This is a genomic window from Sorangium sp. So ce1335, assembly GCF_051521615.1.
Taxonomy (GTDB): domain Bacteria; phylum Myxococcota_A; class Polyangia; order Polyangiales; family Polyangiaceae; genus Sorangium.
Window position 1 is genome coordinate 3808342 of the sequence record NZ_CP150363.1, and the last position, 15152, is coordinate 3823493.

Annotated in this window: 9 protein-coding genes; 5 read left to right on the forward strand and 4 right to left on the reverse strand. The window is 74.1% G+C overall.

Features of this window, described 5'->3' with window-relative positions; translation table 11 throughout:
• Positions 1-280: 280 nt before the first annotated feature.
• Complete coding sequence (locus tag WMF24_RS14180; protein ID WP_437736928.1) at positions 281-1417, forward strand: serine/threonine-protein kinase; 1137 nt, start codon at positions 281-283, stop codon at positions 1415-1417.
• Positions 1418-1451: 34 nt separating this feature from the next.
• On the opposite strand, the gene WMF24_RS14185 is transcribed toward WMF24_RS14180, so the two are convergent.
• Positions 1452-2696 (reverse strand): hypothetical protein, encoded by a 1245-nt coding sequence (locus WMF24_RS14185; RefSeq protein ID WP_437736929.1) that lies wholly within the window; start codon positions 2694-2696, stop codon positions 1452-1454.
• A gap of 419 nt (positions 2697-3115) precedes the next feature.
• Here WMF24_RS14185 and WMF24_RS14190 point away from each other — a divergent pair, with 419 nt between their 5' ends.
• The 3 genes from WMF24_RS14190 (at position 3116) to WMF24_RS14200 (ending at position 7156) form a co-directional block, all read left to right on the forward strand.
• Positions 3116-4228: an S-(hydroxymethyl)glutathione dehydrogenase/class III alcohol dehydrogenase gene (locus tag WMF24_RS14190; RefSeq protein ID WP_437736930.1), complete on the forward strand. Its 1113-nt coding sequence runs from the start codon at positions 3116-3118 to the stop codon at positions 4226-4228.
• Between the two features lie 228 nt (positions 4229-4456).
• Positions 4457-6001 (forward strand): aminopeptidase, encoded by a 1545-nt coding sequence (locus WMF24_RS14195; RefSeq protein WP_437736931.1) that lies wholly within the window; start codon positions 4457-4459, stop codon positions 5999-6001.
• A 477-nt stretch (positions 6002-6478) separates the two neighbouring features.
• Complete coding sequence (locus WMF24_RS14200) at positions 6479-7156, forward strand: type II toxin-antitoxin system RatA family toxin (RefSeq protein ID WP_437736932.1); 678 nt, start codon at positions 6479-6481, stop codon at positions 7154-7156.
• Positions 7157-7159: 3 nt separating this feature from the next.
• On the opposite strand, the gene WMF24_RS14205 is transcribed toward WMF24_RS14200, so the two are convergent.
• The 3 genes from WMF24_RS14205 to WMF24_RS14215 form a co-directional block, all read right to left on the reverse strand.
• Positions 7160-8851: a right-handed parallel beta-helix repeat-containing protein gene (locus tag WMF24_RS14205; protein WP_437736933.1), complete on the reverse strand. Its 1692-nt coding sequence runs from the start codon at positions 8849-8851 to the stop codon at positions 7160-7162.
• A 43-nt stretch (positions 8852-8894) separates the two neighbouring features.
• Positions 8895-9788 carry a LysR family transcriptional regulator gene (locus tag WMF24_RS14210; protein WP_437736934.1) on the reverse strand — a complete coding sequence of 298 codons (894 nt, stop codon included), beginning with the start codon at positions 9786-9788 and terminating at the stop codon, positions 8895-8897.
• An 87-nt stretch (positions 9789-9875) separates the two neighbouring features.
• A complete protein-coding gene (locus WMF24_RS14215) occupies positions 9876-14588 on the reverse strand; it encodes a DUF2339 domain-containing protein (protein ID WP_437736935.1) in 4713 nt (1570 codons plus the stop codon).
• A 293-nt stretch (positions 14589-14881) separates the two neighbouring features.
• Here WMF24_RS14215 and WMF24_RS14220 point away from each other — a divergent pair, with 293 nt between their 5' ends.
• Positions 14882-15148 carry a hypothetical protein gene (locus tag WMF24_RS14220; RefSeq protein ID WP_437736936.1) on the forward strand — a complete coding sequence of 89 codons (267 nt, stop codon included), beginning with the start codon at positions 14882-14884 and terminating at the stop codon, positions 15146-15148.
• Positions 15149-15152 lie beyond the last annotated feature (4 nt).

Genomic DNA, 15152 nt, shown 5'->3' on the forward strand with positions numbered 1-15152 from the left:
CGCTGATCTGAGGGGGAGAGCCGTCAACGGCGCGGGATCTGAGGTCTCCAGCCCGCACCCGGCGCCCCGGCGGGCGCGAAAGAGGCGGTTTTGCGACGGTTTCTGTCGGCCTGTTCCTTGCTAATACCTTCTGCACAAGGTCATGGACAGCCGACGAACTGACAGCTCCACGACGCCACGTGGCGCATCGATGGAACCCGCGTCGAATCGATCCCGCCCCGCAAGTGGGGGCAGAGCTTCACCGCGCGCGTACCGCTCACCGCGGTCTCCGCGCTTGTCGGTGGCGCACCGTCCTCCGTTCGAGCCAGTCGACATCCGGACTTCCGGCAAGCTGTCGAGGCCGTCTGGCTCGGTCTGGTGTCATGGCGCCGATGTCGCGCCCCTCGAGGCGGCGGACACCCTGCCGACCCCGGCGAGCGCGCCGCCGGCCACGCTGCGCGCCGGCCTGGCCGGCCTGTCGCAGGTCGCGGCCTTTCCGGCCGCCGTCGACGCGCCGCCTCCTGTGGCGGACGAGGCGAGCGTTGCGCTGCGGCGCTACGCCCCAGGCGACGTGCTGGCGGGGCGCTATCGCCTCATGGAGCTCATTGGAGAGGGGAGCATGGGCGCCGTGTGGAAGGCCCGGAATCTCGCCCTCGACCTCGACGTCGCGCTGAAGCTCATCCGTCGCGACTGCCCTGTCCCGGAGGCCGCCGCGCGGCTGCTCCGGGAGGCGCAGGCCACGGCGCGGGTGTCGCACCGCGCCGCGGTGCGGATCTATGACCTCAGCGCCACGGAGGAGGGCGAGCCGTTCGTGGTGATGGAGCTCCTCCACGGCCGGTCGCTCGCGCAGGTGCTCGCCGAGGCGGGGCCGATGTCGCCCATCTCCAGCGTCCAGATGCTCCTGCCCGTGATCGGCGCGCTCAGCGCCGCGCACACCGCGGGGGTCGTCCACCGGGACGTGAAGCCGGCGAACATCGTGCTCGTGCGCGACGGCCGCAGGACCGTCCCCAAGCTGATCGACTTCGGCATCGCCTTCACGGCGACGCGCGCGGTGGGCGGCGGGCGGGAGGCGCTCGTGGGGAGCCCGGCCTACATGGCGCCCGAGCAGGTGCGCGGCGGGCAGGAGGAAGGCGCGCGCTCCGACGTGTGGAGCGTCTGCGTGGTGCTCTACGAGCTCGTGAGCGGCCGGCGCCCGTTCGGCGGGCCGGGCAGCATCTCCATCGTGCACGACGTGCTGCGCGCAGATCCGCCGCGCCCGGACGCCTTCGAGGCGCACCCGCGGCTCTGGGAGATCGTGGCGCGGGGCCTGTCGAAGGCCCCCGAGGATCGATTCCCCACGATGGCGGCGCTCGGCCGCGCCCTGGCGCAGTGGGCGATCGCGAGCGGCGTCTCCCACGACGTGACCGGCGCGTCGCTCGTCGACTACTGGCTGCCCTGAGCGGTCGTGCCGTGGCCCGCCGGCGGCCGGCGGATCAGTAGCGCACGTCGCAGCCCTTCCCGTCGACGAAGGCCTTCATCGACGCGAGCTCGCCCGGCACCGCGTCCGTGTAGGCCCAGCTGATCGCGCCGGCGTATCCCTGGCTGTACCAGCTCTCCAGGAGCTTCGAGACATCGGCCGTCGCCAGGCCGGCGGTGGGAAAATCGCTCATGACGACCGGCTTGTCGGTGATGCCGTAGTCCCTGGGCGACTGGTTGTAAGGCCAGTACCGGTTGACCCGGTCGTTCATGTGGAACGTGTAAAAATCGATGTCCGTGGTCGACCACGCCTTCTTCCACTTCATCGAGGCCGAGCCGATCGTGATGAGCGCCTGGCTCTCCGCGCGCAGCGCCTGGATCGTGTCGCGGAGGAAGGCCTCCATCTGCTCGTGCGCGATCGGCTCCACGGAGGGGTCCGGCGTGTACTCGGGGTCTCCGTACGGGCTCTGGCCGGTGATGGCCAGCTCGGGCTCGTTGATCACGTCCCAGGCGACCATCCGGTGCCGGTACGGGCTCTGCTCGACCGCCTGGGCGATCGGCCTGACGACGTTCTCTATCAGCGCGGCGCGCCGCGCCGCGTCCGTCACGAGGGGGGTGAGGCCCACGGTCTTCACGTCCCCGTCGACCCGGCCCGGGTGGAAGTTGTCGAACGAGAAGAGGCAGAACATGAGGTTGATGTCCGCCTGATCGGCGAGCTCGAGGGCCTTCTGGACGTCGCTCCGCGTCGTCTCGCCGAGGCCCGCCGGGTCGCCGTTCGCGTCGAAGACGACGCTCTCGCCCCGGATCTCCGGCAGCATCCACCACCGCGCGACGCTCGCGCCGTGCGCCCGCATGTCGGCGAGGTTCCTCGCGTGCGTGTCCGCCTCGGCCGTGACGCCGCGCTTGTCCCACGCCGCGATGCCGCCGAAATCACCGGCGAAGTTGTGCCACGCATAGTTCATTCCGAAGAGGAAGCGCTTCTTGCAGCCGACCGTGATGCCCCCGCCGTTCGCGGGGCACTCATCGACACACGCGACGGTGCCGGCCTCCTCATCGCCGCCGCCCTGGCCGGCCTGGTCGCCTTCATCGCTGCCCTGGACTCCGTGCTCGTCCTTTGGCGACGCGCCGCCTCCGCCGCCGCCCTGATCGCCGGCCGCCGCGCCGTCGATCGAGCCGGTCACGCGGCAGGCGCCGAGCGCCAGGAAGGCTGCTGTGAGGAGAAGGCTGCGACCGAGCGCGCGTGCATGTCGAGGCGTGTTCATGATGAGAATGGTGCGATGGTACGCGCGCCCGTTCACGGGCGCCATCCGGATTCATTACCGCGCTGACCGGGAGCACCTTTTGCGACGTGGCGCGCCGCTCGCGGCGTGGCGCCCCGCGCGCGGGCCGATCGCAATGGCATTGCGCAATACAGGTTATCTGCCCCACGACGAGCGCACGCTGTCTGTGTGGTGGAGTGGGAGCGACCCGCGCACGGCGCAGCCGGGGCGGCCGCCAGCGGCCGCCGGGCGGGCGCCGTCGGAGCGTGGCGTCGCCGCGCGGGCGGCCCGGGCTGACCGCGCCACGCGCGCGCCGGCGCTGCCCGTGTTCCCCTTGAAACCTGCTTCCCCGGCCGGCTATGGGAGGTGCTCGGGCCGCTCAGGCCCCCGAACGCCCGCTCGCGGGAGGAGAACCACCGATCATGAAAGCGCGCGCAGCCGTGGCCCACAAGGCCGGCGAGAAGCTCACGGTCGAGGACGTCGAGGTGGAGGGCCCTCGCGAAGGCGAGGTGCTCATCGAGATCAAGGCCACCGGCGTCTGTCACACCGACGCTTACACCCTCTCGGGCAAGGACCCGGAGGGCCTGTTCCCCGCGATCCTCGGGCACGAGGGCGCCGGCGTCGTCGTCGATGTCGGTCCGTCCGTGAGGAGCCTCAAGAAAGGCGATCACGTCATCCCCCTCTACACGCCCGAGTGCCGGCAGTGCTCTTACTGCACGAGCGGAAAGACAAACCTCTGCCAGGCGATCCGCACCACGCAGGGGCGCGGGCTCATGCCGGACGGAACGAGCCGCTTCTCGATCGGCAAGGAGCGAATTCACCATTACATGGGCACCTCGACGTTCTCGAGCTTCACCGTCCTGCCCGAGATCGCCGTCGCGAAGATCCGCGAGGACGCGCCGTTCGACAAGGTCTGCTATATCGGCTGCGGCGTGACGACGGGTATCGGCGCGGTGATCAACACCGCGCAGGTGAGGCCGGGGGACAACGTGGTTGTCTTCGGCCTCGGCGGCATCGGGCTGAACGTGATCCAGGGCGCGCGGATGGCGGGCGCCGATCTCATCGTCGGCGTCGACATCAACCCGAAGCGCCGCGAGCTGGCCGAGAAATTCGGGATGACCCACTTCGTCAATCCGAACGAGGTGGAGGGGGATCTCGTGCCTTACCTCGTCGATCTCACCCGCGGCGGCGCCGACTTCAGCTTCGAGTGCATCGGCAGCGTCAAGGTGATGCGCCAGGCGCTCGAGTGCTGCCACAAGGGCTGGGGGACGAGCATCATCATCGGCGTCGCCGGGGCGGGCGAGGAGATCTCCACGCGCCCCTTCCAGCTCGTCACCGGGCGCGTCTGGAAGGGCACCGCGTTCGGCGGCGCCCGCGGGCGCACGGACGTCCCCAGGATCGTCGACTGGTACATGGAGGGGAAGATCAAGATCGACGAGCTCATCACCCACACGATGCCGCTCGACGACATCAACCGTTCCCTCGACCTCATGCACGCGGGCGAGTCGATCCGCAGCGTCGTGCTGTTCTCCTGAGGCGCCCTCTTTCTCGATCGCCGCGCCGCCCGCGCCGCCCAGCTCGCCCGCGCGCGGCGCGGTGACCGCCGGGGCGGACGCGCGCGGGCGCGGCCCTCGTCGCATCGTGCGAGGCGGCGCGCGGCGTCCGGCGGCGCCGCCGGGCCGCTCACCGGGGGAGATGTCGGTGCGGCGGCCGCGGCGACGGATGCTGCAAAAATGCGGCCCCCTGTGACATCATCCGCTGCCATGGTCCATGTCACCTCCCTGGCGGGGCTGCCCGCCAACGCCCTGGCCGAGGCGAACTCGGCGACCGCGGCCTGCGATGCTGTCGTCCTCGTCGCGCCCTCGCCGATCGCGAAGCACGCGGGCGGGCTCGGGCCCGCGGTGGGCTCGCTCGTCGAGGCGGCCGTGCGGGCGGACTGCGCGCTGGAGGGCAGGTGCGCTCCCCTCGTCCTGCCGGCGCCCGGGGTGCCCGGCGGGCGGCTCGTGCTCGCGCCGATGGGGGCGCTCTCGGAGGACGTCGATGACGTCCGCTCCGTGGCGGAGGCGGCCTCGGCCGGCTTCGCGCGGGCGGTGGAGGCGGGGGCGAGCCGGCCGCTGCTCGTCGTGCGCGCGCCGTCGGGGCCGCGGTTCGCGCGGGCGATCGAGGTGGGGGCGCTCGCTGCGCTCGGGAGCCAGTGGACGCCGCTCGAGGCGCGCGAGGCGGAGATGGCGCCGCGCACGGCCGAGTCGGTCGCGGTGCTCGGGCTGCCGGAGGCGCGCGCCCGCGAGCTCGCGGCCATCGAGGTCGGCCGCGCGCTCTGCCGCGACATCACGGGCACCGAGCCGGAGCGGATGGCGCCCCGCCGCGTCGCCGAGATGTGCGAGGCGGCGTTCGCCAGGACGGGCGTGCTCGTGAAGATCGAGCGCAACGTCGACGACTACCCGCTCATCAGCGCGGTCTCGCGGGCGTCGCGGGTCGTCGAGCGCCACCGGCCGTGCGTCGTGCGGCTCGACTACCGGCCTCGCGGGGAGATCCGGCGCACGGTGCTGCTCGCGGGCAAGGGCGTCACGTACGACACCGGCGGCGTCGATCTGAAGACGGACGGCAACATGGCCGGGATGTCGCGCGACAAGGGCGGCGCCGGCGCGGTCGCCGGGCTCGTGCGCGCGGCCGCGGCGCTCGGCCTGGAGGGCGTGCGCATCGTCGGGCTGCTCGGCCTCGTGCGCAACAGCATCGGCGAGGAGTCGTACGTGAGCGACGAGATCATCCGCAGCCGCGCCGGCGTGCGCGTGCGGATCGGCAACACCGACGCCGAGGGGCGCCTCATCCAGGCCGACCTGCTCGCGCTCGCGCGGGAGCTCGCGATGAGCGGCGCCGCCGATCCGATCCTGTTCTCGGTCGCGACGCTGACGGGGCACGTCTACCGCGCCCACGGGCCCTACACGGGCGCGATCTGCAACGCCGCCGCCCGGCCCGAGCTCGACCGGCTCGACGTCCTGGCGGAGCGCTGGGGCGAGCCGATGGAGCGCGTGCGGCCGCGGCGCGAGGACTACGCGTTCGTCGCGCCCCGATCGTGCGCCGAGGATGTTGTCTCCTCGAACCGCCTCGCCTCGGTGAACACGCCGCGCGGCCACCAGTTCCCCTTCGCGTTCCTGGACATCGCCTCGGGGCTCAAGGGGGGCACGCTGCCGTTCATCCACCTCGACATCGGCGGCGTCGGGGTCGAGTCGGTGGACTGGCAGTTCGGCCGCCCCACGGGCGTCCCGATCCCCAGCCTGACAGCCTATCTCTCCGGAGAGCCCTCTTAGAGCCATCAACGGGTTGAACCCGCCCGAAACGAGCAGAATTTCGAACCGCCAAGGCGCCAAGGACGCCAAGAAATCATCTCTCTCTTCTTCTTGGCGTCCTTGGCGTCTTGGCGGTTCATTCCTCGCTCGCTCAACGTGATCGGTGTTTCAGGGGCTCACCCGCTTCGGATACGGGTGCGCCCCGGCGGGGGTTGGCCGGAATCGGGAGATGGGCGCGAGAAGAGGGGAGAATCGGGGGACGGGTCGACGGACCGGGGGAACACAGGGGCCCTGGAGTTCATGGGTCATCGCTCGGGTGTGTGCGTATGCGCGGGGCGGTTGATCCGTCCGCGGTGATGGGGTGGGGCGCGGCCTGAGCGGGGATGTGTTGCGCGGGATCAGGGGGGCGCGGTTGCGGCCGGCACGTTGCTGGCAAGCTCGGCGGCCATGGGGACACCTCGCTCGACCGCAATCGCTCCTCGCACCCTGATTCGGCCCGTGATCTCCGGATGGCTCGCTGTCGCGGGCCTCGGGTGCAGCGCGGGGGAATGGGGGAACCACCTGGACTCACCGCGCCTCGCGGCGCCGCAGCGCGATGGCCAGGATGTCGTCCTGGCCGCGGCGGGCGACGACCTCGGGGCCGAGCGCGCGCAGCCGGCGGCCGACAGGGCAGGGGTCACGAGCGTGGCAGTCCCGATCGGCAGCACCGGCTTCTCGCGCGGGCGGTCGACGGCCGTCGTCAAGGCCCCCATCGAGCGCGTGCGCGCCACGGTGCTCTCGTTCGAGCGCTATCCGGAGTTCATGCCGCACTACAAGAAGTGCCGCGTGCTCGGGCGTACGCCGTCGGGCGGGTGGGACGTGTACATGGAAGTCTCGGCCCTGCACGGCGCGGTCACCCTGTGGGCGCGCCTCGAGATCCAGAAGGCGGCAGCGGCGGCGGACGGCGTGGAGACCTACTCGTCCCGCTTCGTCTCCGGCAACGTGCAGGACCTCCAGGCCACCTGGCGGCTGGAGAAGATCGACGACGACACGACGCGCCTGTCGCTCGACATCTTCCTCCGGCCGAAGCTGCCGCTGCCGAAGAGCCTGCTCAACGCGGAGAACCTCGACGGCTCGGCGCGCGCCATCGTCGCCGTCCGGGCGCGCATCGAGCAGGGACAGGACAGCGGCCGCTGACGGTCAGGGCAGCCGGATGCTGAGGTTGTCGATCCCCTCCGACGAGCCGCGGAGGGGACGGGCGCCCAGCGTCCACTTGCGCACCGGCGTCCCGGGCGGCAGGCCGACGTAGTTGTGGCGGTGGCGCGTGCCGTTCAGGTGCGCCCGGTTCCCCACGAAGGCGCTCAGCCCGGCGGGGGCCTCGTTCTGGACGCCGTACAGCGTGTTCCTCGACAGCGTGTTGCCCTCGACGAGCGCGCGCGCGCAGCCCCTCAGCCAGATGCCTTTTCCGTCGTTGTTCGCGGCCTGGCACCCGATGATCCGCGCGTCCCTCTGGCCATCGAGCAAGAACCCCGCGCCCTTGCGCGGATCGCCGCGCGACGGGCCGGCGTCGACCGACGGGGCCGGCGGCTGCACGAACAGGGGGGCCCGGTGGACCGTGTTGCCGTCGGCGATGCACTCGATGAACGCGTTTTCCTCGCCCCCCACCGCGCCGCCCTCCGGATCCGCGAGCGGCGCCGACGCGACGAAGCCGGCCGCGAGCCCGTCGTCCTCGGCGGTCCCGCTCGCGTTCCTGTTCCCGACCGCCGCGCACCGCCGCAGCACCACCTGGCGGGTCGAGTGCAGCGCGAAGCCGCCGGCCGGCGCGTTCGCGCCCACGCTGTGGTTGCCGATCGCGCGGCAGTCCTCGATCACGGCCCGAACGACCGCCCGACCGACGCGGAACCCGAGCGCGGAGAAATCCCTGACCCCATCGGCGGAAGCGGCCGGGTTCGCGTTGTAGTTCCCGTCCGCCTCGCACGCGATCATCTCGAGGTTGTTCGTCGTCGAGATGTTGAATCCGCACGCGCGGTTGCCCGTGAGCGTGTAATTCCGGTTCGCCCGGCAGCGCAGGAACTTGTAGTTCTCCCCCCACGCGAAGAAGCCGGCCGGCTCCCCGCCCGACGTGTTGTCGTGCGCCTCGCAGTCCTCGACGAGCACGTTGCGGCAGATGACGAAGTCGACGCCGACGACGTTGAACTGCACGCCGCTCGGCTGGGCGCTCGTGTTCGCGTTGTGGTTGAACACGCAGCGCTTCACCTCCACGTTGTCGCAGAACAGGACGAGCGCCCCCAGCGTCACCACCGCGTCGAGCTGGCTCGTGTTCTCCGAGCACACGCAGTTGGTCATCCGGATGTCGGACGCGAACGCGACGTTGTTGCTCGCGTCCTGCGTGCCCATCACGAAGATCCCGCCGTTGCGGCACAGGAAGCTCGTGTCGATCACCCCGTCGCCGCCGCACCGCATCACCGAGAGATCGCGCAGGTCCACCTGGCGGCAGTCCCTGGCGACGATCCCGACCCCCTGGATCCCGAGCACGCTGCCGTTCTTGATGGCGATCCGCCGCCGCCCCTCGGCGTAGACGCCGACGTTCCCGGAGACGACCTCGCCCCGGCACGGCCTCGCGCCCGGCGCGGCCACGGTCCTCGGCGCCGGGTGGTTGACCTGCCGCAGCGTCCTCCCGCACAGGTCGAGCGTCACGTCGTCGCTCGCGATCGTGATCGCCCGCGCGTCCGCGTCGCTCGCCACCCAGTCGACGTCCTCCACGAGGGCGTACTGGCCGGGCGCCGTGATGACGAACGGAGCGCGGCGGCCCGGGTCCGCTCCGCCGTTGATGTCCTGCGCCGTGATCGGCGTCCTGCGGCAGCACGCGTCGCCGTGGGGGAGCTCGCTCATGGGTCCTCGCCGCGAGTCTACGCCACGCGAAGCCCGGCGCGCGTCACTGGATCGGCGCGGCGCGCAGCGACTCGGCGAGCTTCGCGTAGAGCGCGCCCCGCGGGTCGTCGCGCCGGTAGACGAGGCGGAAGCTGTCGCGCGCGAGGACCGCGGACCGGAGCAGCCGCTTCAGCTTGCCGCTGCGGAGGTCGGCCGCGACCATGTGGAGCGGCAGCACGGCCACCCCCTCCCCGGCGAGCACAAGCGTCTTCATGGCGGCGCCGAGCCCCACCCAGCGGTGGCGGGCGAACGCGAAGCGGCCGACGCCGCCCATCGGGTCGGCGAGGTACCGGAACAGCGGCATCGTCGCGTCGATGTCGAGCAGGCAGTGCCGCGCGGCGTGCTCCGGGCGGGAGAACTCCTCGCGCTGGAGCAGCTTCGGGGAGGCCACGAACGCGTAGCGCTCCTCGTGCAGCGTCTCCGCGGCGAGGCTCGCCGCGCTCCAGCGGGCGCTCGTGACGACGCAATCGACGCTGCGGTCGTGGAGGCGCCGCAGCAGATCGTCCGAGGCGCCGAAGTAGAGGTGGAGCGTCACCTCCGGGCGCCGCCGCGTCAGCTTGCCGAGCTGCGGGACGAGCCAGGACATCCCGAGCTCGAAGCGCGTGCCGAGCGTCAGCTCGACGGGCGCGGGCGCCGGGCTCATCGCGCTGCGGAGGCAGTCCTCGGCCATCGCCAGGCACTGCCGGGCGCGCGGCAGCATGGCGAGCCCGAGCGGCGTGAGCTGCACCCGGCGGGTCGTTCGCTCGAACAGCGGCGCGCCCACCTGCTCCTCGATCTGCTTGATCCGCTGGCCGAACGCCGCGGGGCTGAGCGCGACGGCGCGCGCCGCCGTCCGGAAGTTCAGCGTCCGCGCCGCGGCCTCGAAGCAGGCGAGGTTCTCCAGGGAAGGGAGCAGCATGGCCGCATTGTATCGTGCGGCAATACACTCCTTGCCATGAAATCCGGAATCGTGAGCACCGGAGTCGCGGGCGTCGCCGCGGGGCGATCAGGCGCGCGGCGCCGTGCCTGTCGGTCCCCCCGGCGGCGGCGCAGATCCGTCGGGCGGCGCCGCGCCCCGCAGGAGCCGCGCGGCCCACAGCGAGAGCGCCACCAGCCCGACGGCCAGCGCGGCCCCGATGGGCGCGCGGTGCCGCTCGGTGAACGGCAGGTCGCGCGCGCCCCGGGCGGCGCCGAACGCGGGGTTTGCCTGCGCGGCGCCGAGCCGCGCAGGGGTCGGGGGGTGCTCGCGCTCGCCGCGCTCGAGGATGTCCGAGAGGTCGTAGCGGGGGCGCGCGCCGAGCGCGTCGCCGACGTAGAGCCGGTGCGGACCCGGCTGGGCGGCGCGGAACACGATCTCGCGGGCCCGCACTTCGCCTTGCGCGCCCGAGAGGGAGAGCGGCGCCGAGTCGCCGTCGCGGATCGTGAGGCGGAGGAACCGCTTGCGGGTGGGGCTCAGCGGGATCGTCGTCCGCGCGAGCGCCACCCCGGCCTCGCCCCGGGGACGGATGCGATAGACGAGGCCGCTGCCCACGGTGGGCCAGACCGCGCGGTAGGTGGTGGAGGCGACCTCGATCCGGCGGCTGAACTCCGGCGTGGCGACGTCGAGGAGCACGGCCTCCAGCGGCGCGCCGTCGGCGCCCGCGTCGAGGGTGACGAGGCTGATCTTCGCGTCGCTGTCCCGCAGCGTCTCGACGATCGCGAGCGGCACGAGCGCCGTCCTCGCGGCGCTGTCCGGCGGATCGCACGAGACGGCGCCGCCCGTGATCCGGACGTCCCCGGCCGCGCCGCGCGCCGGGGCGCCCTCGGGGACGAGGCGCACGCGGACCAGGGCGGCGCGGGAGAGGGGGTAGGCGACCGCGAGGTGCTCGACGGTCTCCGACCCCTGCGGGATCCGGTACACGTGGGCGCCGCGCGCCACCTCGGTGAGCGATCTCGTGTCCGCGCCGGTGTCGACCCGCGCCTCGCGGAGGAAGCTGCTGCCGAGCACGCTGAGCTCGAGCCGGCAGTGGCGCGTTCCGGGCGCGTCGAGGGCCCAGGTCGCGTGCGCCACGCCGGCGGCGTCGACGCCCGGGTCGAGCATCGTGGCGGCGATCCGCCCGGAGGACGGCGCGGCGCCAGCCTCGCGGATCACGTACGGCACCTCGGCGCCGTCGGGCCCGGCGATGCGGACGTCGGCGAGCAGCTCCTCGGCGCGGCTCTCGCGGTAGAGATCGAGATCGACGTCGACGCGGTGGTCGCCGGCGGCGTCGACGCCCTCGATGGGCCGGACGAGCGCGAGCTCCTCGATCGGCAGCGCCGGGGCGGTCTGCGCGGCGGCGGGCGGCGGCGTCGGGGCGGTCTGCGCGGCGGCGGGCGGCAGCGCCGCGGCGGTCTGGGCGAGGCCCGTCGCCGCGAGCAGCGCGAGCAGCCCGGCCGCGCCCCTCGGGCCGGCGCGCAGCAGCGTCACGAGCCGCCGGCCGAAGCGGGCGTAGAGGAAGCCCCCGCCGACGAGCAGCGCGCCCACGCCGGTGAAGAGCGCGATCTGGTAGATGCGCTCGACGTGCCAGACGTCCCAGGCCACGAGCTTCGCGATCGTGACGGCGAACAGGGCGAGGCCGGCGTAGCGGTGGAAGGCGTCGCGCGCGGCGAACCCCGCCGTGAGCAGCGCGATCGCCGCGAGGGCGAGCACGAGGGTCGTCGCCATCGCGAGGCTGCCCTGCTGCGCCTCGAGGGCGGCGCGGTGCTGCACGACGAGCTCGGTGAACTCCGCCTCGTCGAGCGGGACGGGGGGGGCGGGGGGGAGCTCGATGATCGCGCCCCGCACCTCGACGATCGCGGTCGCGAGGAGCAGGGCATGGCCGGCGCCGAGCGCAGCGAGCCCCGCGGCGCGCAGCGCGGGCCCCTGGGGCGCCGCGCCCGCGGTCGCCGCGCGGGGCGAGGGCGCCGCGCGCGACAGCATCCGCCCCGCGGCGAGCAGGGCCGCGCTCACGCCCGCGAAGGCCCAGGTCCTCGCGTTGAGCAGGACGGGGGCGGCCATGGCGCCGTCGCGCCCGCGCGTCTCGAACCAGGTCGTCACGAGCGCCGCGGTCGCGGCCCGATCGACGGCGAACGCCCGCGTGAGGGCGGCGAGGAAGAGCAGCAGGGTGACGGCGAGCCAGGCGCGCTCGCCGGTGCGCGCCGCGATCGCGGCCGCGACCGCCGCGAGGATGCCCCAGACCACGGTGACCGTCGCCCCGCCGAGCCCGAAGGCGACGGCCGCGGCGAAGAGGGCGAGCGCCTGCCCGAGGAGCAGGGCGATGCGATCCGCGGGGGGCGCTCCGGCGCGGGCGGGCGCGGCGCCGGCGCGCAGGAGCGCCGCGCCGAGCGCGAGATCGAGGGCGCCGGCCGTCGCGGTGAGCAGCGCGCGGAGGGTCGGCATGTCCTCCGGCGTCGCGGCGAGCGCGGCCGCGACGAACCCGAGCGTCGCCACGCTCGCGGCGAGCGCGGCAGACCAGGAGAAGCGCGCCGGCGCGCCGGGCTCGAGCTGGCGCCGCGCCGAGGCGCCAGCGGCGCCGAGGAACACCAGCATGACGAGCGCGGAGGCGCCGAGAAAGCCGGCGTCCACGGTCGCCGTCGCGGCCGCCGCTGTCGCCGCGTCCGCCTCGGCCGGCCCGAGCGCGCCGGGCGCCGCGGCCGCGAGCGCGCCGGCCGAGACGAGCGCCCCGGCGAGGAGCAGGGCGGGGAGCTCGGCGCGCGCGGCCATCCACGCCACGAAGGCGGCGGCGCCTGCCACGGCGAGCGCGAAGAGCGCCGGCTCGGCCCCGACCAGCAGCATGCCCGCGGCGCAGGTGAAGAGCGCCGCGCCCGCGGAGCACTCGACGGCCGTCCTCCGGTCGAGGCGGCGCTCGAGCCCGGCGCCGCGCAGCCAGCCCGCGAGGTAGACGATCGTCCAGACCGCGACGAGGGCGACCAGCGTCGTCCGGTGCGGCGCCTGCGCGTCCGCGAACGCCGCGGCGAAGGCGAGGAAGCCGGCGCCCATCGGCCCGAGGAGCCAGGCGGCGGCGCCGAGCGCGCGCAGCGCGGCGGTCGCCGCGACGGCGAGCGCGATCGCGGCGGCGGCGAGCGCGCGCGGGGCGTCGAGGAGCAGCGCGCCCGCGCCCGCGTGCGCGAGCACGAGCGCGGCGACGCCGAGCGCGGCGGCGTCCGCTGGCGCGGCGCCGGGGGTGCTGCCGACCGTCGCGGCGCCTGCGGGCGCCGCGCCCCCGGGCGGGGCAGCGCCCGCAGCACGGGCGCCGCCTGGTGAGGCAGCGCCCGCGCTGCGGGCGAGCGCGCGGCGCGCCCACAGCGCGCGCAGGACGCCCTGCGACGCGGCGAGCGCGACGAACGCGAGCGGCACCGCGCGCGCGGCGAGCGGATAGTACGGGCCCGACAGCGCCTCGGCCGGCGGGTCGGGCCAGGGCGCCGCGCCCGCGTCGCCGCCGAGGGCCGGGGCGGCGCTCGCGTCGAAGTACCGGTCGTACCAGCCCGAGAACAGCGCCGCGTGGCCCGCGAGCGCGACCCAGGGCGCGACGCGGAAGCCGAGCTTCGCCGCCACCGCGTGGACGACGCTCGTCGTGAGCAAGAGGTAGCCGAACAGCAGCAGCGGCCGGTCCTGCCCGGTCGACAGCACGACGGGGTTGAGGAAGCCCGCGACCAGGGACAGGGTGAGGATCGCCTCGCCGCGGTGGCGGAGCGCGAGCGCGGCGCCGAGAAGGAGCAGCACCGTCTCCGCCGCGAACGCTGCCGAGAACGGGATGAGCTCGTACAGCACCGCGCTCGCCCACACCGACGCGACGAGCACGGCGAGCCCGAGGCCGAGGAGCGCGTGGACGAAGCGGCGCTGCGTTCGCCCGCGGATCGCCTCGGCGATCGCGAGGAGCGCGACGCCCGTCGCCGCGCCGATCGCGACGCGCCCGGTGGGGCCGATCCAGGCGTTGTCCGAGGCGTACTTGAAGAAGAAGAGCGCGCCGAGCAGGAAGGTGGCCGCGCCCGCGCGCGTGAGCCACGTGAGGCCGAGCCTCTCCTCGATGGAGGGGCTCTCCGGGGCGCCGTGGCGCGCGGGGGCGCCGGCGCCGGGGGCGCCCTCGCGAAGCGCCCCCGCCGGGAGAGGTCCCGTCGGGGCGGAGAGCACCGCCGGCGCGATCGCCGCGGGCACGCCGCCCTCGCCGGCTGCGAACGCGGCCGGCGCTGCGGCTGGAGGCGCGCCTGTCTCGCCGGCCCCAGACGCCGTCGGCGGGACCGTCATCGGCGCAACGGCGACGCCGGCGGCCGCGGGGGGCGCGATCTCCGGCGGCGCGTCCGCAACGCTGGCGGTCCGCATGGGGGTCGCGCCCGGCGCGTCGCCGGCGCTCGCGGGCCTCGCGACGGCTGCCTCGACGGCGGCCGGGGGAGGCGCGAACGCCGCTGGCGCGAACGCCGCTGGCGCCATCGCCGCTGGCGCCATCGCCGCGGGCGCGACCGCTGTGGGCGTGACCGCGGCCCTGGCTGCCAGCGTCGGCTCCGGAGCGCCCGCGCTGCGCGGGCCCTGCGCCGGCGCGGTCAGCCCGGCGCGGCCGCGCTGCCCGGAGAGCTCGGCCACGCGGTGCTCGAGGGCGTGGATCCGGAGCAGGAGATCCTCATTGCGCCGGTTGGCCCGGACGGCGAACACGAACGCCACGAGGGGGGCGACCAGGAGATAGGCGACGAGCGCGAGCCCGAAAAAGACGAGGATCCCTGCCCCCATGCGGACTTCGTAGCATAGGGCCCACGCCGACGGCGCCGCCCGTCCGCGATGACGCCAGCGCTGTTCATGCCGCTCTCACCGACGGCCCAGCGGAGCGGCGAGGACCTTTCGGCGCGCGCTGGGACTGGAGTAAGGTGCATCCTCATGAGGAACACACGCCTGCCTGATCGCCCCGCGCCAGGCGCCTGCTATCTTCCCCGTGTTCCCGGACGGCGGCGTTGCTCGGGGGGGGAGCGCGGCCATTCGGGAACAGTTCTTTTGTCCTCGCGACCCGCCGATCAGGAGACCTCGCGATGCTGAAGCACCCGACCGTCTCCGCATGGGAGCGAGATCACGAGGAAGGCGGCTACAAGGCCGAAATGCGCGGCTGGACCCTGCGCGTGCGCTGGATACCGGAGCGTCCCGGCGAGCAACGCGGCTTCGTGTGGGAGGCCGTCGATCCGTCGGGAAAGAAGCTCACCTCGCGCGAGAGCCACGAGGAGATCGAGGTCGCGATGGCCCACGCCGAGGAGTGCGTGGCCCCCGATCCCGAGAAGCACGAGTCGAAGACGGTCGACTGAGCGG

What these genes read in the sequence shown, in the direction of transcription:
- WMF24_RS14195 (WP_437736931.1), top strand. Translation starts at nt 4,457, where the DNA reads ATGGTCCATGTCACCTCCCTGGCGGGGCTGCCCGCCAACGCCCTGGCC.
- WMF24_RS14185 (WP_437736929.1), bottom strand. Translation starts at nt 2,696, where the DNA reads ATGAACACGCCTCGACATGCACGCGCGCTCGGTCGCAGCCTTCTCCTC.
- WMF24_RS14190 (WP_437736930.1), top strand. Translation starts at nt 3,116, where the DNA reads ATGAAAGCGCGCGCAGCCGTGGCCCACAAGGCCGGCGAGAAGCTCACG.
- WMF24_RS14205 (WP_437736933.1), bottom strand. Translation starts at nt 8,851, where the DNA reads ATGAGCGAGCTCCCCCACGGCGACGCGTGCTGCCGCAGGACGCCGATC.
- WMF24_RS14210 (WP_437736934.1), bottom strand. Translation starts at nt 9,788, where the DNA reads ATGCTGCTCCCTTCCCTGGAGAACCTCGCCTGCTTCGAGGCCGCGGCG.
- WMF24_RS14220 (WP_437736936.1), top strand. Translation starts at nt 14,882, where the DNA reads ATGCTGAAGCACCCGACCGTCTCCGCATGGGAGCGAGATCACGAGGAA.
- WMF24_RS14215 (WP_437736935.1), bottom strand. Translation starts at nt 14,588, where the DNA reads ATGGGGGCAGGGATCCTCGTCTTTTTCGGGCTCGCGCTCGTCGCCTAT.